The 26,132-nt window shown below is 49.8% G+C and carries 23 protein-coding genes; 14 read left to right on the forward strand and 9 right to left on the reverse strand.

Annotated features, from left to right (window positions below; genetic code table 11):
- Window positions 1–95: 95 nt before the first annotated feature.
- From aroF to SYN6312_RS02775, 4 genes are all read left to right on the forward strand, one after another.
- Window positions 96–1,163, forward strand: a complete 1,068-nt coding sequence (gene aroF / locus SYN6312_RS02760) for a 3-deoxy-7-phosphoheptulonate synthase (protein ID WP_015123340.1) — start codon at window positions 96–98, stop codon at window positions 1,161–1,163.
- 74 nt (window positions 1,164–1,237) lie between these two features.
- On the forward strand, window positions 1,238–2,140 hold the full coding sequence (locus tag SYN6312_RS02765; RefSeq protein WP_015123341.1) for a cation diffusion facilitator family transporter: 903 nt from the start codon (window positions 1,238–1,240) through the stop codon (window positions 2,138–2,140).
- A gap of 184 nt (window positions 2,141–2,324) precedes the next feature.
- Window positions 2,325–2,648: a DUF1825 family protein gene (locus SYN6312_RS02770; RefSeq protein ID WP_015123342.1), complete on the forward strand. Its 324-nt coding sequence runs from the start codon at window positions 2,325–2,327 to the stop codon at window positions 2,646–2,648.
- Between the two features lie 5 nt (window positions 2,649–2,653).
- On the forward strand, window positions 2,654–3,514 hold the full coding sequence (locus tag SYN6312_RS02775; RefSeq protein ID WP_015123343.1) for an aminotransferase class IV: 861 nt from the start codon (window positions 2,654–2,656) through the stop codon (window positions 3,512–3,514).
- A 49-nt stretch (window positions 3,515–3,563) separates the two neighbouring features.
- On the opposite strand, the gene SYN6312_RS02780 is transcribed toward SYN6312_RS02775, so the two are convergent.
- Entirely contained in the window at window positions 3,564–4,196 is a 633-nt protein-coding gene (locus SYN6312_RS02780) for a hypothetical protein (RefSeq protein ID WP_015123344.1), read from the reverse strand.
- Between the two features lie 175 nt (window positions 4,197–4,371).
- Here SYN6312_RS02780 and SYN6312_RS02785 point away from each other — a divergent pair, with 175 nt between their 5' ends.
- The 3 genes from SYN6312_RS02785 to SYN6312_RS02795 are packed head-to-tail and all read left to right on the forward strand — an operon-like array spanning window position 4,372 to window position 6,077.
- Complete coding sequence (locus SYN6312_RS02785) at window positions 4,372–4,710, forward strand: hypothetical protein (RefSeq protein ID WP_015123345.1); 339 nt, start codon at window positions 4,372–4,374, stop codon at window positions 4,708–4,710.
- A gap of 40 nt (window positions 4,711–4,750) precedes the next feature.
- Window positions 4,751–5,704, forward strand: a complete 954-nt coding sequence (locus tag SYN6312_RS02790; RefSeq protein WP_015123346.1) for an NAD(P)H-dependent glycerol-3-phosphate dehydrogenase — start codon at window positions 4,751–4,753, stop codon at window positions 5,702–5,704.
- 52 nt (window positions 5,705–5,756) lie between these two features.
- Window positions 5,757–6,077, forward strand: a complete 321-nt coding sequence (locus tag SYN6312_RS02795) for a helix-turn-helix transcriptional regulator (RefSeq protein WP_015123347.1) — start codon at window positions 5,757–5,759, stop codon at window positions 6,075–6,077.
- 318 nt (window positions 6,078–6,395) lie between these two features.
- On the opposite strand, the gene SYN6312_RS02800 is transcribed toward SYN6312_RS02795, so the two are convergent.
- The gene (locus SYN6312_RS02800; protein ID WP_015123348.1) at window positions 6,396–7,199 is read right to left on the reverse strand and encodes a 7-carboxy-7-deazaguanine synthase QueE; all 804 of its coding nucleotides are present in this window, start codon (window positions 7,197–7,199) and stop codon (window positions 6,396–6,398) included.
- Window positions 7,200–7,213: 14 nt separating this feature from the next.
- The gene (locus SYN6312_RS02805; protein WP_015123349.1) at window positions 7,214–7,708 is read right to left on the reverse strand and encodes a cupin domain-containing protein; all 495 of its coding nucleotides are present in this window, start codon (window positions 7,706–7,708) and stop codon (window positions 7,214–7,216) included.
- 422 nt (window positions 7,709–8,130) lie between these two features.
- Here SYN6312_RS02805 and SYN6312_RS02810 point away from each other — a divergent pair, with 422 nt between their 5' ends.
- Together SYN6312_RS02810 and SYN6312_RS02815 are read left to right on the forward strand one after the other, a co-directional pair.
- Window positions 8,131–9,219 carry an ATP-dependent 6-phosphofructokinase gene (locus SYN6312_RS02810; RefSeq protein WP_015123350.1) on the forward strand — a complete coding sequence of 363 codons (1,089 nt, stop codon included), beginning with the start codon at window positions 8,131–8,133 and terminating at the stop codon, window positions 9,217–9,219.
- A 72-nt stretch (window positions 9,220–9,291) separates the two neighbouring features.
- Window positions 9,292–11,232, forward strand: a complete 1,941-nt coding sequence (locus SYN6312_RS02815) for an AarF/ABC1/UbiB kinase family protein (RefSeq protein WP_015123351.1) — start codon at window positions 9,292–9,294, stop codon at window positions 11,230–11,232.
- Between the two features lie 4 nt (window positions 11,233–11,236).
- On the opposite strand, the gene SYN6312_RS02820 is transcribed toward SYN6312_RS02815, so the two are convergent.
- A complete protein-coding gene (locus SYN6312_RS02820) occupies window positions 11,237–11,785 on the reverse strand; it encodes a DUF4126 domain-containing protein (RefSeq protein WP_015123352.1) in 549 nt (182 codons plus the stop codon).
- Window positions 11,786–12,085: 300 nt separating this feature from the next.
- On the opposite strand from SYN6312_RS02820, the gene SYN6312_RS02825 reads away from it, so the two are divergent.
- Together SYN6312_RS02825 and SYN6312_RS02830 are read left to right on the forward strand one after the other, a co-directional pair.
- Window positions 12,086–13,708 carry a glycosyltransferase family 39 protein gene (locus SYN6312_RS02825; RefSeq protein ID WP_015123353.1) on the forward strand — a complete coding sequence of 541 codons (1,623 nt, stop codon included), beginning with the start codon at window positions 12,086–12,088 and terminating at the stop codon, window positions 13,706–13,708.
- Complete coding sequence (locus tag SYN6312_RS02830; protein ID WP_015123354.1) at window positions 13,684–14,622, forward strand: alpha/beta fold hydrolase; 939 nt, start codon at window positions 13,684–13,686, stop codon at window positions 14,620–14,622. The genes SYN6312_RS02825 and SYN6312_RS02830 overlap by 25 nt, the downstream gene beginning before the upstream one ends.
- 8 nt (window positions 14,623–14,630) lie before the next feature.
- Here SYN6312_RS02830 and glgB read toward each other — a convergent pair whose 3' ends face one another.
- Complete coding sequence (gene glgB, locus SYN6312_RS02835) at window positions 14,631–16,898, reverse strand: 1,4-alpha-glucan branching enzyme (RefSeq protein WP_015123355.1); 2,268 nt, start codon at window positions 16,896–16,898, stop codon at window positions 14,631–14,633.
- A 237-nt stretch (window positions 16,899–17,135) separates the two neighbouring features.
- On the opposite strand from glgB, the gene SYN6312_RS02840 reads away from it, so the two are divergent.
- Window positions 17,136–17,510 (forward strand): Npun_F0494 family protein, encoded by a 375-nt coding sequence (locus tag SYN6312_RS02840; protein ID WP_015123356.1) that lies wholly within the window; start codon window positions 17,136–17,138, stop codon window positions 17,508–17,510.
- A gap of 22 nt (window positions 17,511–17,532) precedes the next feature.
- Here SYN6312_RS02840 and ppc read toward each other — a convergent pair whose 3' ends face one another.
- Window positions 17,533–20,550, reverse strand: a complete 3,018-nt coding sequence (gene ppc / locus SYN6312_RS02845) for a phosphoenolpyruvate carboxylase (RefSeq protein ID WP_015123357.1) — start codon at window positions 20,548–20,550, stop codon at window positions 17,533–17,535.
- A gap of 171 nt (window positions 20,551–20,721) precedes the next feature.
- On the opposite strand from ppc, the gene SYN6312_RS02850 reads away from it, so the two are divergent.
- Window positions 20,722–22,452, forward strand: coding sequence for a CapA family protein (locus SYN6312_RS02850; RefSeq protein WP_015123358.1), 1,731 nt, complete (start codon window positions 20,722–20,724; stop codon window positions 22,450–22,452).
- Window positions 22,453–22,605: 153 nt separating this feature from the next.
- A complete protein-coding gene (locus SYN6312_RS02855) occupies window positions 22,606–23,823 on the forward strand; it encodes a chromate transporter (protein WP_015123359.1) in 1,218 nt (405 codons plus the stop codon).
- Here the strand turns inward: SYN6312_RS02855 and SYN6312_RS02860 are convergent.
- From SYN6312_RS02860 to SYN6312_RS02870, 3 genes are all read right to left on the reverse strand, one after another.
- Window positions 23,797–24,138: a hypothetical protein gene (locus tag SYN6312_RS02860; protein WP_015123360.1), complete on the reverse strand. Its 342-nt coding sequence runs from the start codon at window positions 24,136–24,138 to the stop codon at window positions 23,797–23,799. The two genes, SYN6312_RS02855 and SYN6312_RS02860, sit on opposite strands and share 27 nt — an antisense overlap.
- Window positions 24,131–25,393, reverse strand: a complete 1,263-nt coding sequence (trpB, locus tag SYN6312_RS02865; RefSeq protein ID WP_015123361.1) for a tryptophan synthase subunit beta — start codon at window positions 25,391–25,393, stop codon at window positions 24,131–24,133. The genes SYN6312_RS02860 and trpB overlap by 8 nt, the downstream gene beginning before the upstream one ends.
- Window positions 25,394–25,523: 130 nt before the next feature.
- Complete coding sequence (locus tag SYN6312_RS02870) at window positions 25,524–25,760, reverse strand: hypothetical protein (RefSeq protein ID WP_015123362.1); 237 nt, start codon at window positions 25,758–25,760, stop codon at window positions 25,524–25,526.
- Between the last annotated feature and the right edge of the window lie 372 nt (window positions 25,761–26,132).

Raw genomic sequence — 26,132 nt, forward strand, 5'->3', positions numbered from 1 at the left:
GCAATGGTTAAATCTCAAACGACCCAAGCTCGATCCTGATTGGTGGCACAATTTGAAGTAACCAGACCATCGCAACCAGAATTTGAGGTTGACCCATGATTATTGTGATGAAAAGCGGGACTCCCGACCCAGAAATTGAGCAGGTGTGCGAAACAATGGTGGCCTGGGGGTTTTCACCGGAGAAGATTGTCGGTAAACATAAGGTGGTCATTGGCCTGGTGGGAGATACGGTTGATTTAGATCCCTTGCAAATTCAAGAAAGTAATTCCTGGATTGAGCAGGTGTTACGGGTGGAGCAACCCTTTAAGCGGGCCAGTCGCGACTACCGCCACGGAGAAGCCAGTGAAGTTGTGGTTGAAACCCCCAATGGGCGGATTTATATCGGCGAACATCATCCAGTGGTGGTGGTGGCGGGGCCTTGCTCAGTTGAAAATGAAGCGATGATTATTGCCACGGCCCAACGGGTCAAAGCAGCGGGGGCAAAATTTTTACGGGGCGGGGCCTATAAACCCAGAACCTCGCCTTATGCCTTCCAAGGTCATGGGGAAAGTGCCTTAGAACTCTTAGCCGCCGCGCGAGCCGCCACAGGCCTGGGGATTATTACAGAAGTGATGGATGGTGCGGATCTGGAGAAAATTGTCCAGGTGGCCGATGTGATTCAGGTGGGGGCGCGGAATATGCAAAATTTTTCCCTGCTTAAACAAGTCGGACAGCAGGATAAACCAGTCCTCTTAAAACGGGGGATGGCGGCAACCATTGAAGACTGGTTAATGGCAGCAGAATATATTTTGGCAGCAGGCAACTCCCAGGTGATTCTTTGTGAGCGGGGCATCCGTACCTTTGATCGGCAATATACCCGCAATACGTTGGATTTAAGTTGTATCCCCGTGCTACGTCAACTGACCCATTTACCTATCATGATTGATCCGAGTCATGGGACGGGTTGGGCGGCCTATGTACCCACGATGGCCAAAGCGGCACTGGCGGCTGATGCAGATAGCTTGATGATTGAAGTCCATCCCAATCCCGCCAAAGCCCTTTCCGATGGCCCCCAATCCCTTACGCCAGATCAATTTGACCAGTTGATGGCCGATTTAGCCGTGATTGGTAATGCTGTCGCTCGCTGGCCCAAGAAAACGCCAGAACTAGCAGGGGTGTTGTAGCGGCTAATCCAGGCCAAGAACTAATCAAGATAAAATCAAACTGACCCTACTCAGGCCACGCTGGTAAGTCCTTCATGAACCTTGTTGACAATCGCAAGCCGGTACAACGCGTCCTTTGGCTGACGTTGTGGCTGAATATTTTTGTCATGGTGCTGAAAGCCGCGGTTGGCATCGTTACCAACTCCCTCAGTCTCCAGGCCGATGCCCTCCACAGCTTAACGGACGGGGCGAGTAATGTTTTGGGTCTGTTCACCATGCGTTTGGCTAACCCCCATCCAGATCGAGATCACCCCTATGGCCATCAAAAATTTGAAGCCTTGGGCGCGTTGGGAATTGCCGCATTTCTGGGCATGGCCTGTTTTGAGATTCTCCAAAGTGCGGTGGAACGGATCACCCAGCAATCGAGTCAGGTGAAGCTCTCTGCGGCCGAATTGTGGTTACTCCTCCTTGTGTTGGGGGTGAACATTTTTGTAACGGTCTATGAACGGCGGGAAGGATTGCGTTTAGGGAGTCGGATTCTCCTTGCGGATGCTTACCATACCCTCAGTGATATTTGGGTGACGATTGCGGTTTTAACGGGCTTGGTGGGGATTTGGGCCTTTAACTGGCAATGGTTGGATATTGCCTTGGCGTTTCCGGTGGCCGGCCTAGTTTTCTATAGCGGCTGGCGGGTGTTACGGGGAAATATTCCTTGGCTTGTGGATGAGATGGCCATTGCCCCAGAGGCGATTCATCAGGTGGTGATGGGCGTACCGGGTGTTGTTAACTGTCATGATATTGCCTCGCGGGGCCTGGTGGGGCGGCAAGTGTTTATTGAAATGCACCTGATTGTCGAGACCAATAGCCTAGAGGACGCTCACGAAATTACTGAAATTATTGAAGCCCGTTTACAAGAGGTTTTTCCCCCAGCCCGGGTCATGATTCATATGGAGCCGCAGAACTACAGTTCAGATCAGATTAGTTACCCAGAGACATAGATTTTTGTGCTGCTAAACTGATTAAACTATCCACCTCTGCCCTCTTTCCACTCTCCGCCTGAAATAGATTCCAAGTCACCCAGGCCATCTCCTCAGATTCGGTTTTCCCTCTGTTTTGCCCCCAGGCCCCAGGCGGGATCAAGGGTACGATGAGTCAAGATACGTTAGTCATGAGACCAAACCTATGGGATTCTTTGATTCTGAAATTGTCCAACGGGAAGCCCAAGACTTATTTGTTGACTACCAAAGTTTAGTCCAGTTGGGTGGGGATTACGGCAAGTTTGATCGGGAAGGGAAAAAACTCTACATCGAAAAAATGGAAGAGATGATGGATCGTTTTCGGATTTTCATGAAGCGGTTTGAACTCTCGGAAGACTTTGCGGCCCAAATGACGGTCGAGCAACTGAAAACCCAACTGAACCAGTTTGGCGTTACACCCCAGCAAATGTTTGACCAAATGCATACTACACTAGAGCGCATGAAACGTGAGTTAGAGCAGAAGCCGTAAACTGCATGGGTATGTTGATCAATCTGGATGGTGAAATTTCGACTAATGCCACTATTTCAGTCTTAGACCGAGGTTTTTTGTATGGGGATAGTGTGTATGAGGTTGTCCGGACGTTTCAAGGGAAACCTTTTGGCCTGGTTGAACATTTAGCCCGCTTAAAACAGTCGGCGGCTTATTTGTACCTCAGCTTACCTTGGTTGGATGAATATATTATTCAAGAAGTTAATCGGACTTTGGCAGCAGCGGGGCCTGGGGAATACTACATTCGGATTGTCGTCACCCGTGGCGCGGATCCTCGCATTGGCCTACTGCCCCAAGCAGAAACTAAACCCAGATTACTCATTGCCCTACAACCTATTGCCCCGGAACCCCAATTGTCTTCAACGGGTCTGAGGGTGACGGTTCCGCCTCGCCAACGGGTTTCGCTTAAGGCCCTAGATCCAGCTGCAAAAACGGGTAATTACCTGAATAATATTTTGGCCCTCCTAGAAGCCCAGGCCAACGGGGCCGATGATGCCATTTTGCTTAACCCAGAGGGCGCGATTACGGAAGCGACAACGAGTAATTTATGGATTGTTCGCAAAGGAATGGTGGAAACACCAACCAAGGAATCGGGAATTCTGCACGGGATTACGCGGCAGTTTTTATTAGATATTCTTTGCGAAAAAGACATTCCCCATCAGGAGCGAGAGCTATTTCCGGTAGATTTAGTCACCGCCGATGAGGCATTTCTAAGTTCTTCAGTGCGGCTATTGATGCCCATTGCCCAAGTGGATGATTATCCTTTCCCAGAATGTCCAGGCCCGGTAACGAAATTACTTTGGACAGCTTTGATTGCCAAAATGGCCCAGACCACCGCCAGTTAACCCTGATCAGGCATCACCACATTATTCAAAAAATGAGAAAACTAAAAATCTAGGCATTTGTCCCGCTCTTGGGAAATAGGTCACTGAGGGGACGGAGTTTAGCGGGGGCCTGTAACAGTTCAAAATCCCGTAACCAGGCCTGGCCAGGGGCCATAAATTCTAGGGCGAGTTTAATTAAACCTGGCTCCGTTTCCGGGGTGGGTAAATGCACGCAAACCTCCAGCAAATGCCACTCCCCATCGGCCGGTAGCGTCACCCCATGTGTCCAAGTCCAACCCCAGGCCTGGTGACGACCAAGAGACAATTTTGGCGGCAAACCTTGGTACTCTGCTTTAGCCCAGGCCCGACAGAGGAGCAATTGATCCCCTTGGCGCATGGAAGGAATTTCTAACCAGAGATAATGCTCAGGCAGTTCTAGGAGGGGAATACTTTGGGGCCAATAGGCTCTCAGTTGCCAAGCACCCGCATCGAGGGGCCAAGTTTGTCCACATTGGGGCGTATCCACACCGGCCTGGTAAACATAAAGGCGTTGCCAAGGCGCGGCTGGCTGAGGAACTTTAAGCATGGGTAATAGGGTTTGCTCGATGGTGGTGTTCAGAACTGCCAGGCCATGGGCTAAACCCACCTGTAATTCCATTTCCAGGCCCCGTAGCAGATTATCCCACCACCCCAAAATATTCATATCGGCCTCACTCTAGTCCGGTTGCCCCGATTATCTTCTGATCATAAGTGAGAGATTTAGTCATGGATCGGAATCAAAATTGCCCCAGATTAGATCCGGAGCCAGATACCAAGCTAGGATAGAGGTAATTTTCGGTTTAGTTTTATTTCAATATTATTGCGCGCGAGGAAAACCGATGAACTTTCGCCATACACTCTCTCTAGCCCTAAGTCTCACCACTCTCTCTTTGGCCCCAGCCGCCCTAGCCCAGCAAACAACAACTCAAAACCCTCTCCAAGGCTGGCAAGAAGGACAAAAATCCAATGATATTGGCGGCTTACTCAATGGCGGTGGTCAGGGTGGGAGCCTTTCCTTACCCAGCTTGCTGAATCAGATTCGGAACCTAGATGCCCGAAGTTATAGCGAAGTTGCCCAAGATCAAATGGAAAACCTTAACTCGGAAGCGGCCCAGTTCCGACTTCGCCAACAACAACTCCAGAACCAGACCCAACCGGCAATCACTCCGGCACCCTAATCGGTTTAACTTGGACATAGGGTTGTTCATGTAGGGATTTATGGTAGCGGCGGATTGGCCGGTTCATTCAGTCCAAGACAATATCCTGCTGTTGGGCTTGGGGGCTTGGGGCAAGACCATCTTAAGTTTGTTGGATCGGCAAGGGTTTTCTGTCCGCATCTGGCAGCGTCACCAAGGCCCCTTAACCCCAGGCCAGCTTGAGCCAACCCAAATTATTATCTCCACCTTGCCCATTCAAGGGGTGCGGGGGATTGCCCAACAAGTCCAAGCCTTAAATCCTCCCCCCGGCCTGGTTTTGATTAGCGCGACGAAGGGACTGGAACCTCAAACAGCGGCCACCGCAACTCAAATTTGGGCGGATCTTTTACCCCAGTGCCCGATTGTGGTTCTCTCTGGCCCTAACTTAGCCGCTGAAATCAATCAGGGTTTACCGGCCGCCGCGGTGATTGGGGGAGATTTAGAGATTGCGGCCCAGGCCCAGAATTTATTTGCCATGCCGACATTTCGGGTTTATACCAATCCAGATCGGCGGGGGGTGGAGTTGGGGGGGGTTTTAAAAAATGTCATGGCGATTGCCTGTGGAGTCAATGATGGTCTGGGCCTGGGGGTGAATGCGCGCTCGGCTTTAATTACGCGGGGGCTGTTGGAAATGGTCCGGGTGGGAACCCACTGGGGCGGTGATGTTCAGACTTTTTATGGGTTATCTGGCCTGGGTGATTTATTGGCTACCTGTACGAGTCCCTTAAGTCGCAATTATCAAGTGGGTTGGCATTTAGCTCAGGGAACCGCCCTCAAAGATGCTTTAGAACGGGTGATCGGGACAGCCGAAGGAGTAAACACGGCTTTGGTTTTAAGCGACTATGCCCAGGCCCATGATCTAGATGTCCCCATTACCCAGGCCGTAACTACCGTATTGCGGGATGAGGTGACTCCCCAGCAAGCCCTGAGCCAACTCCTAGAGCGGCCCTTCAAGGTAGAAACCTTAGATCACTGATGCAGGGAACCTGTTTGCATCCCCAACCTGGAGAATTTGTTAGGATTTGAGGATGATTGCTCAAATTACCTCTCCAGATCAAACGGTTTTACTCGGGTTTCATGCCCTTTCCGATCCAATTCGCTTGGATGTTTTAACCCTATTGCAGCAAGAAGAGTTATGTGTTTGTGACCTTTGTACCCGCCTCCAAGTCAGCCAGTCTAAACTATCATTCCATTTACGGACTCTCAAGAATGCTGGCCTGGTTTTAACCCGTCAGTCTGGACGCTGGATTTACTATCGGTTGAACATACCAGCCTTTGCCAATTTGGAACAGTATTTGGCCGAATATCGCCATCTCCAACCCCGAACTTCACAGCGGCAATGTTCCTAATCATTTCAACAGGACTATCCACAGCTATCCTAGTCTTGTTTTCTCATTCTGTCTCATCTGGGCAACCCAATAAATAAGATTGGAAACAGTTCATTTCTAATTTTGGAATCACAAAATCAAAAAGCAAGTAATTGTTAGTTTAAGCACCCCATCAAGGTTGGACGAGTGACTATAGCGGGTAAGCCCGGTGATGGCCTGGTAGTTGACAGAATGAATCGTATTCTCAAACAGGCAGGCCTAAAAAAGGACTTAAGCTCGAAGGCTGGGACATCCCTAGGCCTAATAGTTCCTATGCCGATGTGGAAATTCACGGATAGATTAAAGCTGATGCAAAAACTTATGAGTTTGGGGAATGACTCGAACTTGAGATAAATGTTGTTTCAGTAAGCCTTGCCAGGCCAGGACTTGGGTTGGGGTGGGTGGGTGGGTTAAACGGCCAGTCCCAATGGGGGTAATGGGTTGCAAGATGAGCGGAATATCGGGGTTAATTTCGGCGACTAAGGCCCTGGCCTGGTTTAGGTCTTGGGTTGTCGTGTGGGCAGAAATAATCACTTTACAAAATACATCTTTGTTTGCGGCATGACAGGCCTGGAGAAAAGCGCGATGGGCTGGCCAATGGGATTCACCGGCGACACTGGGTAACTTAATGTCCATGCCGATACTATCTAACTGGGGGAGGAGTTGCGCGAGGGCCTCGGGGTGGTGTCCGCCTGATTCAAGATAGATGGGGAGTTGGGTGCGCACTTTCAGACTGGGTAAAAGCTGCTGCAAGAAATCTACGGCTAAGAGGGGTTCCCCGCCAGTCAAGCTAATGCTGTCATGGAGATGCGTGATATTTAATTGCTCAGCCCAGGCCAATACTTGCCCTAAAGAGACGGGATTCTTGACCGTGATAAAATCGCGCTGGCCTGGAGTTTGTTCAATTCGCCCCTGGGCCTGGGGATGCCATGTATGGGCACTATCGCAATAGGTACAGCGTAAATCACAGCTGGCAAACCGGATAAACAACTGCCGCGTCCCCACATTCATCCCCTCCCCCTGAATTGCTGAGAACATTTCAACGAGGGATGTAATTGGCTCTAGGGTATTTGGAATAATCGCCGAAAATGTAGCACTAGTCATAAATATTTTTAAGGTTATTCCAGAGATTGTGAACGGCTCCAAAAAAGCTCTAAGGCTGACTCATCAACGATATAGGCTGACTCACTATCCCGAATCACTCGTTTACCAAGCCGAGGAAAAAGGCCAATATCTAAGCGCCCTGCTTCTCCACCTATCAGGTAAACAAGGTCTGCATCGAATGGATTACGAAGATGATGGGGTTCTTGAGGTAGCCCAAATCCCATAAAGTCTCCTGATTCAACTTCATATTCCTGATCTCCAATTTCGGCAATCCCGCGACCCGACAAGATATAAACCCATTCTTCTTCATTCTGATGCGCATGATAAATAAAAGACTCTTTACCTGACGGGACACGCGCAATGGTGACCCCAATACGTTTTAGACCGACAGATCGTCCGAGAAACCGGAGGTAAACTTCTGAATTGGGGTTAAGGGGATGGTGAAATTCCAAGGGAGCCATTGTATTAATGTCAGATGCTTTTAGGAGAGCAAAGTTTTGATGAGTCATGTGAATGTCCTTCTATCGTTACTATCGTTAAATCTTTAATGGCTGCTTCAGAAAAGTTTCCTGTGCTTTCTAAGCCATTGTTAAATTTCACTTAAAATTAGCCCACCCTCAGCACAGCATTGGTGTCTTCAGCAATATACTTCCCGCCAATTCCCAAGCCTTAGTTAGTTCATTGAAACAGTTAAAACCATGGGAATCCTTAATATCTAAGATTATTTCCACACAAATATCCTAGATGACTCGGCTTAAGCTCAATCATTGAAACATGAATATTCATGATCCTTAATAACAGATCATTAGGCTGAGATTTTTAATTTAGCTTAACAAAATTACTGTGGAATTTAGGGTAATCTAAAAAGGATTTCCAAGTTTTCTCTTTTAAATTTTTAATCAGGTATCCCATTTTTAAGGACTCATTACCCATGGCTGCTCAGAAACGGATTGGAATTTTAACCAGTGGTGGAGATTGTGCTGGCTTAAATGCGGCCATTCGGGCAGTTGTTCATCATGCTATTGGAACCTATGGCTGGGAAGTCATCGGCATCCAGGAAGCCACCCACGGACTGATGCACCGCCCCCCCAAATCTACCCATTTGAATCTTGAGGGGATTGATCAATTACTCCTCCAAGGGGGAACAATTCTGGGGACGACCAATAAGGGAAATCCCTTTGCGTTTCCAATGGCTGGTGGGACCTTTCAGGATCGCAGTGCCGAGATTATTGCTGGGTACCACGAATTAAAGTTAGACGCGTTGGTGGGGATTGGTGGGGATGGCAGTTTGGCCATTTTGCGGCGGATTGCAAACCAGGGAAACCTAAATCTTGTCGCCATTCCCAAAACAATTGATAACGATGTTGGGGCGACTGAGCTTTCCATTGGATTTGATACGGCCACCAATATTGCCACTGAGGCCCTAGATCGGTTGCACTTTACGGCCGCTAGTCACAGTCGGGTCATGGTCTTGGAAGTGATGGGGCGCGATGCCGGCCATATTGCGTTGTCGGCGGGAATTGCGGGTGGGGCTGATATTATTTTGATTCCTGAAATTCCTTACAACTTGGATAATGTCGCGGAGAAAATTCGTCAACGCCAGGCCCAGGGTAAGAAGTTTTGTCTAGTCATGGTTTCCGAGGCGGTTCGGACTGAGTTAGGGGAGCAAGTGACCCAAATTAGCCAGATGGGAGAAGACCGTTACGGGGGGATTGGGAAATATATTGCTGAGCAAATTGCGGCCCGCACGGGGGCAGAATCACGGGTGACGGTCTTGGGGCATATTCAACGGGGGGGAATTCCTTCACCCGCGGATCGGCTCTTGGGGACTGTGTTTGGGGTGGCAGCGGTAAATTTAATTGCCGAGGAGAAATACGATCACATGGTGGCCTGGATCAACCGTGAGGTGGTGAGTGTCCCCATTGCTGAGGCGATCAAGACCTATCGGAATGTGGACTTGCATGGCACTCTGATCAAAACGGCGCGGGGAATGGGCATTTGTTTAGGGGATGATTATTAAGGACTAGCCCAGCAGCCAACCTAGTTAATTCAGTTACAATACTTAACATCACTGCCTCAGCGGGGAATTGCGATGAAGACTGCCTTACCGCCTGCTCATTCCGGCTCAACTTTTCGTGACTTTCCCGCTGATTCAACTGAAATTGCGGTGGACGCTGTGAGTTTACCCGATACTCCCTTGGCTGAAGTTTATAATCCCGAAGAAATTAATGCTCGCTATCGGCAACAGCCCCTGCGGGTTTTCTGGCGGTGGATTCAAATCCTGGTTCCGGTGATTAGTATTTTCTTGAATCGCTGGTGGGATGGGGTAACTGGGCAAACCAAAAAGAATTTACGCCAGCGGGCTGTTCAACTTCGGGAGACTCTGACGAAACTGGGGCCGGCCTATATCAAGGTTGGGCAAGCTCTTTCTACCCGGCCAGATCTAGTTCCGGCCATTTATTTAGAAGAATTGACCAAACTACAGGATCAACTGCCAGCCTTTTCCAATGACATTGCTTTCCAATTTATTGAGGAAGAACTGGGGGCCAGGCCTGAGGAACTGTATGCGGAACTGAGTCCAAACCCGATTGCGGCGGCTTCCTTGGGACAGGTCTATCGGGGGCGATTAAAAACTGGGGAAGAGGTGGCTGTTAAAGTCCAACGCCCTGGCCTGGCAGAGCAGATTACCTTAGACATCTACATTGTCCGGGGCCTGGCGGAGTTTATCCAAAAAACTCGTAAACTTCGCAGTGACTTAGTCGCAATTTTGGATGAATTTTCTGGCCGCCTCTTTGAGGAGATGGACTATACCCAAGAAGGCCGCAATGCGGAACGGTTTGCCCGCCTGTATGGCTATCTACCGGATATTTTTGTCCCCCGGATTTTTTGGCAATACACCAATCGCCGTGTCCTGACGATGGAATGGGTGAACGGGACAAAACTCAATCAGCCCAACTTGATTCAGGCCCAAGGGATTGACCCACGCTATTTGGTGAATGTCGGTGTCCAGTGTTCGTTGCGGCAATTATTGGAACATGGTTTCTTTCATGCGGATCCCCACCCCGGTAATTTGTTAGCAATGCCCAATGGAAAACTGGCCTATCTCGACTTTGGGATGATGAGTGAAATCGAACCGGCCCAGCGTTATGGGTTAATCAACGCCATCGTCCATATTGTCAATCGGGAGTTTGAGAGCCTGGCTGAGGATTATGTGCATTTGGGCTTTTTGACCCCGGATACGGATTTGCGCCCCATTATTCCGGCCTTGGGAATTGTCTTTAACAATGCCTTGGGAGCCAGTGTTGCGGAATTAAATATTCAACGGATTTTTGATCAACTCTCTGAGGTGATGTATGAATATCCGTTCCGCGTCCCGGCTTATTATGCCCTGATTGTCCGTTCTTTGTTGACGATGGAAGGCATTGCAATGGGGGTGGATACAAATTTCAAGGTACTGAATGCTGCCTATCCTTACATTGCAAAACGCCTGCTCACAGACCCGGCCCCAGAATTACGGACAAGCCTGAAAAATCTGCTGTTCAAAGATGGAAGTTTTCGTTGGAATCGTCTCGAAAATCTGCTGCGAAATGCGCGGGATAGTCGGGATTATGATTTTGATATGGCTTTAAACCAGGCCATTGAGTTTTTATTTTCAGAGCGGGGGGAGTTTATTCGCAATAAATTAGCCGATGAACTGGTGAAAAGTTTGGATCAGTGGGGACAACAGGCCTGGCATCAGTTCCCTAACCCTTGGCGTACCCCTAGCCCCATTACCGCCGTTCCCGCTGTTACCCCGGATCAACAGGGCCTGGAGCATATTCGCCGGATTGCGGGAATTTTACAGGATACCCCTGGCTTTGATGCGGCAAAACTCCTCCCCATTGTCTCGCGAGTTCTCTTTAAGCCGGAAACCCAACAACTGGGACAACGGATCGCGACAGGCCTGGTGCAACGGGTCTTAACTCGCTTTATTCGGGAATTTCTCTTAGGGCGAGATCAAGCTGAGGAGCAGGTCTATACCCCGGCCCTTTAGGAATTTATCTCTGTACCCGCCGCCTATAGGCCTGTTGTCGCCAGTCTTTGGCACTCCGAATTGCTAACCAGAGTAGGAGTAGGGCAATCAGTCCTCCTTGTTTTGGGGCATGAACGGCAAAGAGCACCAGCAAAATACACAATAAATCTTGTCCAATAATAAACCAATGGGGTAGCTTACCCAAGCGAAAAAACCAGCCGACTTGAACCAGTTGCAACAATAAGGCTAATAAACCGCCAATCACGCCAATGAGCCAGGCTGGGGTATCGGTTAAACCAGCTAAGGTCATCCCTAAAATTGCCCCGACTGCTGGACTAAAGATCAGTTGGATAAGCATCAAAAATCGCTGTCCCCAGGGATGGGTAAGCATAAACAACTCCAGACCTGACCAGGCTGCTAAGACTCCCACCACCCAGGCCGGGTCAAAGCGCGCCAAAATTGGGACTTTCGACCATAGGGATTCCCCTTGAACCAGGCCAATCACCAAAAGCGGTAAAGCTAGCCTGAGTCCCCCTGCGGCTGATACAGACAAAATCGCCAGAAGTTCGACCATGATGGTTTTAGACTAACGGCATAAGATGGGGGGATGTTCAAAGGTGGCGTTCTGTCCTGCTGCCCAAGGCCAACCCAATCTTGCCTCCTGGTAGCGTGAATCTGAGAGCTTGTTCACTTTTTTATTGGGTGACTCTCCCAAACTAACGGGAAAAATCTGTGGAGGCCTTTTGTTGGGTCTTTAGTCATTTGGTCTTATCACTTCTTATCACTATAGAAATAGACAATCACAAGTTGAAAAATCATTGATAGACAATAGGTTTAATAGTCTTAATTGTTCAGATTTTTGGCGTAATCTTATATGACTGATTCCCCCAGGCCGGGTTGGTTCAAACATCCCCTGTTCCCTTACTTGCTTTTGATGGTTTGGAGTGGAATTTTGTTTCTGGCGAGTTCCGGTGAGCAAAGTTTAATGGCCCACGATGAAGGCTGGTACGCGATGCAGGCCCGCTGGATGATCCTCAAGGGAGATGGGTTGACCCAGTGGTGGTGGGATGTACCGATTTTTGATCGGATGGTGGGGGCGCATTGGCTGATTGCCGGGGCTTATAAACTCTTTGGGGTGAGTGATGGGGTGGCCCGGTTACCGAGTCTAGTTTTGGGAATTGGCACAGTCTTGTTAACCTTTCGCCTGGGATGCTTGCTGTTGCCGAGAACAGTGGCCGGCCTGGGGGCGTTAATTCTGCCGCTTTGCCCCTTGTTTTTGTCCCATGGACGGATGGCAACCCAGGATATGCCCTTGGTGTTTGTGGAAGTCCTGCTGGTTTTGGCCTTGGTTTGCGCGGATCGGTATCGAGACCAGCAATGGCTATTTTGGGGGTGGGGCCTGGTGGCCGGGGCTTGTGTGGGCCTGGGATTTTTGATCAAGAGTGTGATGATTTTTCTACCAGTCATTGCCCTGATCCCTTTTTTTTGGAACCATAAGCATTTTTTCCGAAATCCAGGCCTGTATCTGGGCCTGATCCTCGGATTCATTTTGCCTGTGGGCTGGTTGCTGCAATCGGTACAGGTCTATGGGGGGCGGGTATTAGAGGAGATGTTTGGCAAGTTGGTGATGTTGGGGGAAAAGTCTTATCACGGGGATGGAAATATTTTTTACTATTTCTGGAATATTCCGGCTAATGGTTTTCCCTGGGTATTTTTTGCAGTGGGGGGCTGGCTCTGGTGGTGGCTCCATGGACGGCGGATCCAACCCTTTGGTCTCAAAACGCCGATGGGCTTGTTGCTGGGTCTTTATCCGCTGATTTTATTTTGCTTGCTTACTCTTTTTTCAACTCGGATTTCCTACTACAGTTTGCAGCTTTATCCCTGGCTGGCCTTGTGGGCGGGGGTTGGTTTGTGTGAACTCTCTCGGCAATGGCAAAGGCGTTGGCTGTGGATTCGGGGCATCAGTGGGGGCTTGGCACTTTTAGGCCTGGGATTGTGGGGGGTGGCCATTGGTTTGAGAACGGGGCTGATTCTGGCGGATGATCCGGTGCGAGCCTATATTCCTCTGGGGGTGATTGTTGGGGCGGGCTGGTTGGTTTTGGGAATAACTTCTGTGAAAAACTGGCGGCGGGCCTGGGTTTGGACTTGGTTATTAACCTCTTGGCTGGGCCTGACTACGGCGGGATTTTTAGGGTTGATTGGCAATTATTCCCCAGGCCTGAAGACGGAACTCACCCAAGTCCGGATAGCGTCCATTCTCCAAACCGAACCCATTCACTTCCTTGTCCAGGAACCACTGACGGGGCCGGAACATCAAACGTGGGTATTACTCAGTTTCTATACTCCAAATCTGGGAGAACGCTTACCTTGGCCACTAAACTCTCCCCCTTCTGGCTACGCCTGGGTCAGTCCCAATCTCCCCTTAACCGATGCCCTCAACTCCCAGGCCAAAACTATTGCTACCGTAGAACAATGGCGACTTCTAAAATTTCCTTGACCCCTAAATTTCCCGGCCAATATGGTGAACAGCGGGACTTGGCCTGGCGCGGCTGGCAAACTCGTTATACCTATGTGCAACCGGAAAACCCTCGCTCCCATCCCATCCCGATTATTTTGCTGCATGGCTTTGGGGCTTCCTTGGGTCATTGGCGGCATAACTTATTTGTGTTGGGGCAGTTCCATCCGGTTTATGCCTTGGATTTGGTAGGTTTTGGGGCAACAGAAAAACCCCAGGCCCCCTATGATGCCTATTTTTGGGCCCGCCAAGTCCACGATTTTTGGCAAACTATTGTTCAGAAACCCGCCATTCTAGTGGGAAATTCCATTGGCTCTTTAATTGCCCTGACTACGGCGTTGACCTATCCCGAGGTTGCGGCGGGCCTGGTATTAATCAGTGTTCCAGATCCGGCTGTTCGGCAAGAGATGATCCCGGCCTGGTGCGCGCCTGTGGTGAATTGGGTCGAGGGCCTGGTGGCGGCTCCTTGGCTCTTAAAAACAATTTTTTATTGGGTGCGGCGACCGGGAATTATCCAAGCTTGGGCCGGAATTGCCTATGGAGACAAATCAGCGGTGGATCAAGAATTAGTTGAAATCCTCTTAAATCCAGCCTTTGATCGGGGAGCCGCAGCAGCCTTTGTCCAGATCATTAAGTCCATGACCAGTCCTAACTTTGGCCCCAAGGTTAAACCTAGCCTCGCCCAATTGGACATCCCGACCCTGATTCTTTGGGGTGAACAAGACCGGATGATCCCGCCCCAATTTGCGAGCCAATTTGCCGCCTGCAACCCCCAAATTAGCCTTAAAATGCTCCCCCAGGCCGGTCATTGTCCCCAAGATGAGCAACCGGAACTTGTTAATCAAGAAATTCTGGCCTGGATAGAGAGCAGCGTTAGGCAAAACACACTGAAGTAAAACGTTAATTACTCATGAGCGCGATCAATCTTGAACACCAAAACCGCCAAGGGGGGTAAGCAAATATCGAGGGAATAACGGCGATTGTGGAACACCCATTCATCAGCCCATTTGCCCCCTAAATTACCCATATTGCTGCCCCCATATTCGCGAGCATCACTGTTAAAGATTTCATTGTAAAACCCATGTTCCGGGACACCAATGCGGTAATGGCTATGGGGTTGCGGTGTAAAGTTACAGATAACAACCACAAAATCCGAATAATCCTTAGCCCAACGCACAAAAGCAACAACACTATGGCGATTATCATTACAGTCAATCCATTCAAACCCCGCTTCCCCAAAGTCTTGACTGTACAGGGCGGGTTCCTGACGGTAGAGGCGGTTCAGATCAGTGATACATTGCTTCAACTGTTGATGGGGTTCGTATTGGAGTAAGTGCCATTCGAGATCGCCCCAGACATTCCACTCATTCCATTGCCCAAACTCCATCCCCATAAACATGGTTTTCTTGCCGGGATGAGTAAACATATAGCTAAACAGGGCTCGGACATTGGCGAACTTCTGCCAGCGATCACCGGGAACTTTGCCGATAATATGACTCTTGCCATGTACCACTTCATCATGGGAGAGAGCCAGCATAAAGTTTTCGCTGTGATGATACCAAATGCTGAAGGTTAAGTTGTTTTGATGGAATTGGCGGAACCAGGGATCCATGCTGAAGTAATCCAAGGTGTCGTGCATCCAACCCATGTTCCACTTCAGGTTAAAGCCCAGGCCCCCGGCATAGGTCGGCCAAGACACCATCGGCCAAGAGGTCGATTCTTCGGCGATTGAGAGCACCCCAGGGAAATAACTAAAGAGCACGTGATTCACTTGCCGGAGGAAATTTGCCGCCTCTAGGTTTTCTCGCCCGCCGTATTCATTGGCCACCCATTCTCCACCTTCTCGTTGATAGTCTAGGTAGAGCATAGAGGCTACCGCATCCACCCGAATCCCGTCAATGTGGTATTTGTCAAACCAGAACAGGGCATTGGCGACGAGGAAATTGCGGACTTCATGGCGGCCGTAGTTAAAGACCAGAGTGCCCCATTCCTTGTGTTCGCCTTTGCGGGGGTCGGAATGTTCGTAGAGGTGTGTGCCATCAAAAAAGGCCAGGCCATGCCCATCTTTCGGAAAATGCCCCGGTACCCAATCCACAATCACGCCAATCCCGGCCTGGTGGCATTGATCGACAAAGTACATAAAGTCGTCCGGGGTGCCATAGCGGGAGGTGGGAGCAAAATATCCCGTGACCTGATAGCCCCAAGAGCCATCAAAGGGATGTTCGGCAATCGGCAAAAGTTCAATGTGGGTATAGCCGAGGTCTTTAACGTAGGGAATTAATTTGGCGGCCAGTTCTCGATAGGTCAAAAAGCGGGCCCAGGGTTTGAGATCGGCGACAGGAATTGCCGGTTCAGGTTCGCCATTGGGGAGCAGGGCTGGGGTGTCCATTGAGCCATGAAGCCAAGAGCCTAAGTGGACTTCATAGATCGAAACGGGTTGAGTTAAGGGTTCACTATTGCGCCGTTGTTCCAACCAGGCCTGGTCTGACCACTGGTAATTATTGAGGTTGGTGACAATCGAGGCCGTTTTGGGGCGCGGTTCCTGTTGAAAACCGTAGGGATCGGATTTTTCGTAGATATGCCCGGCTTGATTTTTAATTTCGTACTTGTAATGCTCACCGTCCTCTAGGCCTGGGATAAATAACTCCCAAATGCCACCATCGCGCCGGGCCATCTGATGTTGCCGCCCATCCCAAGAGTTGAAATCCCCCAAAATTGAAACATTGCGGGCATTGGGGGCCCACACGGCAAAATAAACCCCGGCCACACCATCTACTGTTAACAGATGTGCGCCAAGTTTTTCATAAATCCGGTGGTGATTGCCCTCGCAAAACAGGTGAATGTCAAAGTCTGTCAACAACGAGGAATGAAAGGCATAGGGATCGTAAATGACCCGCTCATGGCCGTTTTCTTTAACCTTGAGTTGGTAGTTGGTGAGTTCTGGGGTCTCAATCACACATTCAAAAAAGTTGGGATGATGCTGAGGCTGCATCGGATATTCTTTTCGTTCTTCTGGACACAACACCGTGACTTGCTCAGCATTGGGTAAATAGGCCCGGACAATCCAGGCCTGCCGCCCATTTTCTTCATAACGATGACAGCCTAAAACTTGGAACGGATCATCATGGTGATTGGAAACAATACGAGCAACTTGTTCGGCGGAAATCGTCATAGGGATTAACTATCTCAGGGTTTATAAAAAAATTTGGACTAACTCAGGGATGGGCAAGCTATAAAAAAGTTAACAATTTATGGAACTAACTTGTCACCTTACACCGATAAAGTTTTCTATGGCCTGTCCGAAATAAACTCCATCTCGATAACTAACCCCGCGTGATAGTGCTATAGATAAAAATAAACCCCGGCAAACTGGGGGCTGAGATTCCTCTGATTAATCCTTGACTGAGCCATGAATTACTCCCCTGAAACCCTTGCCAGAGCTATGCGGGCCGTGCGTTGTAGCCCATTTTTGCCCCAGTTGTTCTTGGACTTACAAAAACAGCGGGTAGCCTTGGGAGATATTTCCGGCTCCTTAGGGGTGAAAAATGGCTATACCACACAAGCTTTACCTGAACTGGTCATCGAAAACTCTTTGATGTGGTTAACCCAAGTGGGCTTACTCCGGCGAGAAGTTGACGGACAGGGCTTGACCGATAGTTTTCGACTCACTCCCTTAGGCCGCCAATTAACCCAAAAGGAACAGGCTGGGGCTTGGAGTCAACCCGCTTGGCATGAACGTCTGCAGGATTTTTTCAGTCATTGGTGGCATGGAATTTTGACCTAAAACCCCCAGGCCTGGCTGTTGATCACCCCGTATTTCGCATTCCGGCCGCAATCCCGTTAATCGTCAACAACGCCCCCCGTAACAATTCACTGCGGCTATAGCGTGACCGGAGAATCGCCCCAGAGGTACTCGTACTGTTGTGTTGGCGTAATCGCTTCAGTAAGGAGACTTGGAGAACCCCCAGCGGCACAATCGTACTGTTGCGTAAATGGACAGACCGTTGCAGGGGCAAATCTCCATCCAAGAGGCGTTGATGCCCGGTAATCGTCAAAATCAGTTCCGAAGTGCGGCGATATTCCTCAGCAATTTGAGCAAAGAGGGTTTCAAAGCTTTCTCGGTCTTGCTCATGACTCAATTCTTGAACGTAATGGTGGGCAATCTCCAAATCCACTTTGGCGAGAGTCATTTCGGCCTTGGAAATCACCATCCGAAAAAAGGGCCATTTGTAATAGAAATAGCGCAGGAGCGAGAGATGTTCGGCCGGTTTTTCATCAATAAATTCTTTAATCGCTGTGCCAACTCCATACCAGGCCGGGAGTAAAAAGCGCGATTGTGTCCAACTAAAGACCCAAGGAATTGCCCGCAAACTGGCCAGATTTTTCTTGCCGCCGCGCCGCGTGGGCCGAGAGCTAATTTGGAGTTGACTAATTTCTTCAATCGGGGTGACTTGGTGGAAAAAGTCAATAAATTCTGGTCGTTCGTAGATTAAATTCCGATAGCACTGTCGGGAACGGGTGGCCAACTCCTCCATAATTTCATGCCAGGGTTCAATCTCATCAATGCTGGTGCGCAAAAGGCTGGCCTGGATCACCGCCGTGGTAATGGTTTCCAAATTATAGAGAGCGAGATCGGGGAGGGAATATTTCGAGGCGAGGACTTCCCCCTGTTCCGTAATTTTGATCCGCCCGTTGATGGTTTGTCCGGGTTGAGCCAAAATTGCCGCATAGGCCGGGCCACCCCCACGACCGACTGATCCCCCCCGCCCATGGAAAATCCGCAGTTGGAAGCCATATTTTTCGGCCGTTTTTTGGAGGGATTGTTGGGCTTTATAGATTTCCCAGTTGCTACTTAAAAACCCTGAATCCTTATTACTGTCGGAGTAGCCGAGCATCACCTCCTGCAGGCCTGGGCAATCATTACTGTTCAGGTAGGGTTTGTAAAAGGGGAGTTCAAACAGTTGGGTTAAGACATGGGGGGCGCGCTTTAAGTCTTCGACAGTTTCAAACAACGGCACGACATGGAGCGTACTTTTGCCAGTGGCTGGATCGTAGAGGCCTGCTTCTTTGGCTAACAGCAACACTTCCAATAAATCACTGGCCTCGTGGCTCATGGAAATAACATAAGTCGTGCAGATTTCCGGGCCAAATTCCTGTTGGAGCCGCTTCACCATCCGCAAGGTTTCAATAATTTCCTTAGTCCGCTCGGAAAAAGGCAACTCGGAGGGAATTAAGGGGCGGCGAGTGGCCAATTCTGCGGCTAACCAACGCGTCCGCTCACTTTCTGATAACTCACTGTAGGGGCAGGGAAGAATCTGGAGATATTCGGTGATTTCGGCAATTGTATCGGAGTGACTCGTACTTTCTTGACGAATATCTAAAATGGCTAGGTTAAACCCAAAGATTTCCACCTGGCAGATCAGATCATCCAATTCTCGACAGGCCAGGCCGGTGGCCGCTAAATTCCGCTGAATCAGGTTTAACTCTGCTAAAAAATCAGTCCCAGTTCCATAAAATTGGCCATTGTTCAAGGCATCAGCCGCGGCCGAGGGAGCACAATTGGCCTGGATCTGTTGGTTCCGCTGGCGGGTATTTTGCAGCCGTTTCAGGACATAGGCTAATTTCAGGCGATAGGGTTCTTGGCGAAAGCGAACTGAATGTTGTTGATAAATATCGGGGAGTTGTTGTTGATCCTGCTCCAGAGATTCCAACAGTTCTGGTAAAACATCGCACCAATGTAAAGACAAACTCAACAGGGTAATCAGGCGTTCCACCGAGGAAACATATTTCTCTAAAACCAAGTTGCGCTGATAACAAGCGGTTTGCCAGGTGACTTCGGGAACAACAGAAGGATTACCATCTCGATCCGAGCCGACCCAAGACCCAAATTTACAGAAGTTATAGCGGGGGGGCTTCAGTTGGGGAAAACTCTGGTGCAGGGCTTTTTGAAAGCGGCGATAGAGTTGAGGAATCGCATCAAACAAGACCTCTTTGAAATAGTGGAGGCTATATTCCACCTCATCTAAGACTTCGGGCTTGAATTGATGGAGTTCATCGGTGCGCCACCAGAGCCGAATTTCTTCTGTGAGTTGGGCCGTGAGTTCTTCAGCATCGGTGGTGACAATTTGCCCAACCATATCCAGTTGATCCAGTTGTTCGAGGATATGGGCAACCCGCCGTTGTTTATCCCGAATCGTTTGCCGGACAATTTCGGTGGGGTGGGCGGTGAAAACCAGTTTAATATCCAGTTGATCAATCAGCCGTTGAATATGTTGGGGCGGGACATTGAGTGCTTTTAGGCGAGGAAATAACCAGGAAAGCTTCCCTTGGGGCTGGGTTTGGGGAGCAATTTCATAAAGACTATGCTCTAATCGCTCACTGGGGCCACTCCGCACATCCGCAGAACCACTTTGCACCGGAAAGGACTCCCCACTCACCCCCGACAAGTGATCAGCAGTTAAGGCACGCATTGGCGAGGTTTCAATGACGGTGCGCTGGCGATTTTGCTCTTGCTCGTAGTGCTGCTCAACAATATTAATCAACTGAAAATAGATGTTGAAGGCCCGCGCTGCGCGGATGGCCTGGTTCAGTTCTAAAGATTCAATCACCTGTAAACATTCGGTCTGGACTCCCGGAATGACTTGCCCCTCCGAGGAGGATAATGCCCCTAACTGTCGCAATAGTTCTACCAGTTCTTGCCCAGATTCTGCCGCCAAGACCACCGCGAGAACATTCTCGACCAATTGCAGACGCTTGTGCAGAGCTTGATCTGTGCTGGTCTCCTCGATCCGCTCTTGATTGGGAACGTTCAATAGCGATGTCATAATTTACCCCGAACGGCAAACGTCTTTGATAATTCTAGAGTCTTCAGCCCGATTTGCTCCAATTTAAGCACTGTCCACTTCTAGCGCGACAAGAAAATTTGATCTCGTTAACATATCTTTGAGAGATTTAGAACCCATTGAAGCCTCCCAGACCCCGAAAGGATTCAATTTATGCAGGCGACCCTTGAGCAAATTTGGCAGGCGGCCCGTCAAGGAGAACCCACAGCCATTGCCACCTTAATTAACCGCAGCTTGCATCCCAAAGGCATCCATGTCCTTGCCCGTCGCCAAGGGAGTTGTCTGCAAATTATGCTAGAGGCCGCCAAATCATTGCCCCCAGACAGTTGCTTACAATATATTCTCAAGGGTTTAAAAAAACTTGACCCCGATGGGATTCTCAATGTTCGCTTGCATGGCCGTCTCCTGGGAGATGAATGGCCGGAATGGACTCAAACTCTAGACCTCAAAACCACCTTACCCAACTCAGCCCCCCCTCCCGTTCAGTCAACAGCGACTCCGGTTTTAAAAATTCCTGTGGATGCGGGGATTGTCGCTAACGGACTCGAGAAAACAGTCACGCCTGCAACGATTGGCCTATCTCCAGCCATTCAATTACCTGCAACCGCCTTACCCATCGTGCCGGAGCCAGCCATCCCCGTCCTGAAGCGCACTCACCCCGGATTACTGTTGCTCGGCCTGGGAACGTCCCTCATTTTGGCCTGGGTTTGGTATGTCCAAAACGTCTCGCCTGGAGCCTGGAGCGATTTAGCCAATTGGGGCCGTTTTGAGAGTGGGCCTAGCAGTGATGCCCCCGCCCTAATCACCTCCCCTCAATCTGCACCAACCGCCACCCCAGACAGTCCAACTCCAGCCCCTGTGACAGTTCCAGAGCGGCAAACAATCCGGATCAAAGCCGTTGGCGATATGGTTCCAGGGACAAGTTATCCAGTCCGGCGCAAACCCCAAGACCCAAACAGTCTCCTGGCCAAAATTAAGCCCTATTTACAGGGGGCCGATATTCTCTTTGGTAACTATGAAAGTACGCTAACGAATCACCCCTATCCCTTCAAAAACACCAGTAAGGGGATGGTTTTTGCCTTTCGTTCCCCACCCGAGTATGCCAAAATCTTCCAGGCCGTGGGCTTTAACATTCTCAATATTGCCAACAACCACAGCTATGACTTTAATGAAAAGGGCTTCCGGGACACGATGCAAAGCATTGAACGGGCCGGGATGAAGGCGGTTGGGGACAAAAATCAAATCGTTTATATTACTGCCAATGAAATTACCACAGCCTGGATTGGATTTGCGACCTATGACGGGCAAAATAGGGTGCAGGATATCAAGGCGGGCCAGGCCCTGGTTAAAAAAGCGAGCCAAAATGCCGATGTGGTGGTGATTTCCTTCCATGCCGGCGCAGAAGGATCCGATGCTGTCCGTACCCGTAACAAGGTGGAATATTTTTATGGCGAAAATCGTGGCAATATTGTCCAGTTTTCCCGCGCGATGGTGGATGCTGGAGCCGATTTAATCCTTGGTCATGGACCCCACGTCCCGCGAGCTTTAGAACTCTATAACGGTCGTTTAATTGCCTATTCTTTGGGGAACTTTTTGGGGTACAAATCCTTTGCCACCGCTGGTAATCTGGGTAAGTCCTTAATTTTAGATGCAGAGTTGGATGCCACAGGTCAATTTGTTGGCGGCAAGGTGATTCCGGTCAAACTTGATGACAGTGGCATTCCTCAATTGGATAATAATTTTTCCACAGTCAAATTGATCCGCAACCTCACCCAATCAGACTTTCCCAAAACCCCCCTCACCATTGGCCGCTTTGGCGAACTCTCACCCCCAGAACCTGTCAGTCCTAGTCCAATCTCCCCGTCACTTCGAGAAAAACCATAATCTCCAATTAACGTTCTTTGGGTAGGATTAAGCCTCAGGTTCAGTCTAGTCCCTCCAATCGGCCCTGAGTTAGGGACGGGTCTCAAGGCAGAAATGACTATCGTTACTATTACCTGAGAATCTTGTAGTTTGTGCCAGAGTTAGTTGTTTGATATGTCACCCTCCCAGGAAATTCCGCCTCAGCCCCGCCCCTATCAAGAGCTATCTCCACGGTCGCAACGCCAACGCCTACAAGAATTGGCTCTAGTCTTTTTAAAACTGGGCACCTTTGCCTTTGGGGGGCCAGCAGCGCACTTAGCCATGATGGATGAGGAGGTGGTCGGACGGCGGCAGTGGTTAACCCGCGAAAAACTTTTAGACTTAATCGGGATTACGAACCTGATTCCCGGCCCCAACTCCACGGAACTGGCCATTTATATCGGGGCAGAACGGGCCGGTTGGCGCGGCCTAATTGTGGCTGGATGCTGTTTTATTTTGCCAGCGATGCTGATTGTCTGGGGCTTGGCAGCACTCTATGTCCAAACGGCCCAAGTGCCCCAAGTGGAATGGCTTCTTTATGGCATTAAGCCGGTGATCATTGCTATTGTCCTCCAGGCCCTTTGGAAACTGGGTCGGAAAGCGATCAAGGACAATGTAACTCTCGTGGCGGCGGGGGCGGCGGTAGGGGCTTATTTCCTTGGGTGGTCAGAAGTTTTAACCCTCGCAGTGTTGGGGTTAGGGGTCATGCTGATCAAGGCCTGGCAACGAGGCAACCAGATCACGCCTGGCCTGGTGGGACTGCCGACTGGTTTTCTGGCCCAAATGACTACGACACCTCCAGAATTAAGTGCCAGTTGGGTCAATATTTTTTTAATTTTCCTAAAAATTGGCCTGGTCTTGTACGGGGGCGGCTATGTCTTATTAGCGTTCTTGCAGCGGGAATTTGTCGATCAAACCCATTGGCTCACCTCCCAACAATTATTGGACGCAGTGGCGATTGGGCAAGTGACTCCGGGGCCATTGTTTACAACCGCAACGTTTATTGGCTATCTCTTGGCAGGCAATTCTGGGGCGGTCGCCGGCACGGTGGGAATTTTCTTGCCTTCGTTTCTGCTTGTTGCGTTGATCAATCCCTGGGTCAATCAATTAAGACGCTCGGCCTGGGTGGCGGGGGCCTTAGACGGGGTTAATGCGGCGGCTTTGGGGCTCATGGCTGGGGTGACGGTGACTTTGACCCAGGCGGCGGTGGTGGATCCAGTCACGATTGGGGTCGCGGTTGTCAGTGCGGTGGTTTTATTTAAGTGGCAAGTCAACTCGGCCTGGTTGATTTTAGCGGGGGGCCTGGTCGGTTTTGTCACCCAAGAGCTAGGAACTAACTTTCTTGGCAATTAATTCGTAGTCATCGCCATGATGAAAAGAGAGGTCACATTTGAGCGTATTGGCAGCCAATAAGGTTAAGGTTCCCCGGCCAGAGACTGGATCACATTTATCCTGTCCGTCCCAGTCAAAATTAAATTCTGATTTTGCGCGCCCTTTTGTTTGCTTAGATGTTCTGGGAATAATGCAGCCATACACATAAATAAACTGAAATTCTCCATGCCCGTCTGCATCAATCCGAATGTAGGCCTGTATCTCTAGATTAAGATCTGAAACGGAAAAATCGGGACTCTCCGTAATATGCCACAGGCCAGTAAAGGCATTACTCACTTTTTTCAGTTAAGTACTTAGCGACGGTTTGCACATCCTTATCCCCCCGCCCGGAACAGTTAATGACAATCCGCTCATGATTCCTCAGTTGGGGGCAGAGGACTTCTAAATAAGCTAGGGCGTGGGCCGTTTCGAGGGCGGGGATAATCCCTTCCAATTGGGATAATCGTTGCAGTGCCTCCAAGGCTTCATCATCGGTGACACTGTAATATTCTGCTCGACCCAAATCTTTCAAATAGCTATGTTCGGGGCCAACTCCCGGATAATCCAGGCCAGCACTAATGGAATGAGCCTCTAGGACTTGGCCATCATCATCCTGGAGAAGGTAGCTCATGGCTCCGTGGAGAACCCCAACTTGCCCTTGAGTGAGGGTGGCGGCATGATGTCCCGTATTAATCCCTGAGCCAGCCGCTTCCACGCCAATTAACCGCACTTGGGTTTCGGGGACAAATTCATGGAACAATCCCATCGCATTGGAGCCACCCCCCACACAGGCCAGGAGGATATCCGGTAGCCCACCCCATTTTTCTAAGCCCTGTTGCCGGGTTTCTTGGCCAATCACCGCATGAAAATCTCGCACAATCATCGGATAGGGATGGGGCCCCGCCACGGATCCCAAAATATAGTGAGTCGTTTCCACATTGGTAACCCAATCCCGAATGGCCTGGGAGGTGGCATCTTTGAGGGTTCCAGTCCCACTACTGACGGGTTCAACGGTTGCCCCTAGCAGACGCATCCGAAAGACATTCAAGGCCTGGCGTTCCATATCCTGCACCCCCATATAGATGATGCATTCCAGGCCAAAGCGGGCACAAACTGTCGCAGTGGCAACCCCATGTTGGCCGGCCCCTGTTTCGGCAATAATCCGCTTTTTCCCCATCCGTTTTGCGAGCAGAACTTGCCCGAGGGCGTTGTTAATTTTGTGCGCGCCGGTATGATTGAGGTCTTCCCGCTTCAAATAAATTTTTGGGCCATGGCCATCGGCTTGGGCATAGTACTCGGTCAAACGTTCAGCAAAGTATAAAGGCGTTGCCCGCCCCACGTAGTCTCGTAACAATTGGGAGAGTTCTGCCTGAAATTCCGGGTTGGTTTTGTATTGACTGTAGGCTTGCTCTAATTCTGTCAGGGCTGGCATAAGGGTTTCGGGGACATATTTACCGCCAAATTGCCCAAAACGACCGAGGGAATCGGGGCGGTGCGACAGATCAAGGGCTTCAGGTGTGGGGGTTAAGGTCGGGGCAACAGCAAGAGTCACTGGGGAAATTCCAACATCAATTCAGGTATAGCTTTAATTCTAAGGCTCTTAATATCCCGCAACCACTGGCCTGGGGTATCTCCTACGCAGATCAGGCCCCAATCCGCAGTCAAGCTTCAAAGAGGTCGCCCTACGCTAAGCCAATCAGAAAATTCTGGGAACGATCCTGAGCCATATCCCGAATCAGATTAATGCGGGCGGCGGCATAGTCCCGTAAACAGGCGACTTGGCTTGGTTCCAATGGCTGCTGTCTGGTGAACTGGACAACCAACCACTGACAGAGGGCTGAATCATCCAGGCCAAGCAGGATTCCCGTTTGAGTTTGCTCAACAAAATTCCAAAATTGGCGGAGTAGCGTTGGAGGCATAGGAACCCTCACTTAAGAATTTCTTTATATTGTTACCCTAGCTGGTGATTTTTGGAAATGGATCAGCCCGTAGAAAGACGCAACTAAAGTTACTGAATCCTCATGAACTTTTATCACGAACTAATACGGAAGCTAACAAATCATCAGACTTTACCCATTGATCTGGGTGTTCTAGGCAACCAGTTTCCCAATTTCTTAGTTTAGGGGCTGTTAGCAAGAAGATAATCGCTGTTTATCAATCGTAAAAAACGTATTTTCAAGCAAAATGTTATGTAATCCTATTAGTCCTAAGCAAAATATCGACTCTATATCTCTCTCTATTGCTCTGTATTTGCCTGTGGATCGGTGCAGATTGGCTTTTGATCATCATCG

It is taken from the genome of Synechococcus sp. PCC 6312 (genome assembly GCF_000316685.1).
Taxonomy (GTDB): Bacteria; Cyanobacteriota; Cyanobacteriia; order Thermosynechococcales; family Thermosynechococcaceae; genus Pseudocalidococcus.

Excerpts from the sequence above, each read along its gene's own strand:
- SYN6312_RS02850 (WP_015123358.1), top strand. The coding sequence starts at position 20,722 with ATGCAGGCGACCCTTGAGCAAATTTGGCAGGCGGCCCGTCAAGGAGAA.
- SYN6312_RS02820 (WP_015123352.1), bottom strand. The coding sequence starts at position 11,785 with ATGGTCGAACTTCTGGCGATTTTGTCTGTATCAGCCGCAGGGGGACTC.
- aroF (WP_015123340.1), top strand. The coding sequence starts at position 96 with ATGATTATTGTGATGAAAAGCGGGACTCCCGACCCAGAAATTGAGCAG.
- SYN6312_RS02790 (WP_015123346.1), top strand. The coding sequence starts at position 4,751 with ATGGTAGCGGCGGATTGGCCGGTTCATTCAGTCCAAGACAATATCCTG.
- SYN6312_RS02775 (WP_015123343.1), top strand. The coding sequence starts at position 2,654 with ATGGGTATGTTGATCAATCTGGATGGTGAAATTTCGACTAATGCCACT.
- ppc (WP_015123357.1), bottom strand. The coding sequence starts at position 20,550 with ATGACATCGCTATTGAACGTTCCCAATCAAGAGCGGATCGAGGAGACC.
- SYN6312_RS02770 (WP_015123342.1), top strand. The coding sequence starts at position 2,325 with ATGGGATTCTTTGATTCTGAAATTGTCCAACGGGAAGCCCAAGACTTA.
- SYN6312_RS02765 (WP_015123341.1), top strand. The coding sequence starts at position 1,238 with ATGAACCTTGTTGACAATCGCAAGCCGGTACAACGCGTCCTTTGGCTG.
- SYN6312_RS02805 (WP_015123349.1), bottom strand. The coding sequence starts at position 7,708 with ATGACTCATCAAAACTTTGCTCTCCTAAAAGCATCTGACATTAATACA.
- SYN6312_RS02840 (WP_015123356.1), top strand. The coding sequence starts at position 17,136 with ATGAATTACTCCCCTGAAACCCTTGCCAGAGCTATGCGGGCCGTGCGT.
- SYN6312_RS02810 (WP_015123350.1), top strand. The coding sequence starts at position 8,131 with ATGGCTGCTCAGAAACGGATTGGAATTTTAACCAGTGGTGGAGATTGT.
- glgB (WP_015123355.1), bottom strand. The coding sequence starts at position 16,898 with ATGACGATTTCCGCCGAACAAGTTGCTCGTATTGTTTCCAATCACCAT.
- SYN6312_RS02795 (WP_015123347.1), top strand. The coding sequence starts at position 5,757 with ATGATTGCTCAAATTACCTCTCCAGATCAAACGGTTTTACTCGGGTTT.
- SYN6312_RS02800 (WP_015123348.1), bottom strand. The coding sequence starts at position 7,199 with ATGACTAGTGCTACATTTTCGGCGATTATTCCAAATACCCTAGAGCCA.
- SYN6312_RS02780 (WP_015123344.1), bottom strand. The coding sequence starts at position 4,196 with ATGAATATTTTGGGGTGGTGGGATAATCTGCTACGGGGCCTGGAAATG.
- SYN6312_RS02825 (WP_015123353.1), top strand. The coding sequence starts at position 12,086 with ATGACTGATTCCCCCAGGCCGGGTTGGTTCAAACATCCCCTGTTCCCT.
- SYN6312_RS02785 (WP_015123345.1), top strand. The coding sequence starts at position 4,372 with ATGAACTTTCGCCATACACTCTCTCTAGCCCTAAGTCTCACCACTCTC.
- SYN6312_RS02815 (WP_015123351.1), top strand. The coding sequence starts at position 9,292 with ATGAAGACTGCCTTACCGCCTGCTCATTCCGGCTCAACTTTTCGTGAC.
- SYN6312_RS02855 (WP_015123359.1), top strand. The coding sequence starts at position 22,606 with ATGTCACCCTCCCAGGAAATTCCGCCTCAGCCCCGCCCCTATCAAGAG.
- SYN6312_RS02830 (WP_015123354.1), top strand. The coding sequence starts at position 13,684 with ATGGCGACTTCTAAAATTTCCTTGACCCCTAAATTTCCCGGCCAATAT.
- SYN6312_RS02870 (WP_015123362.1), bottom strand. The coding sequence starts at position 25,760 with ATGCCTCCAACGCTACTCCGCCAATTTTGGAATTTTGTTGAGCAAACT.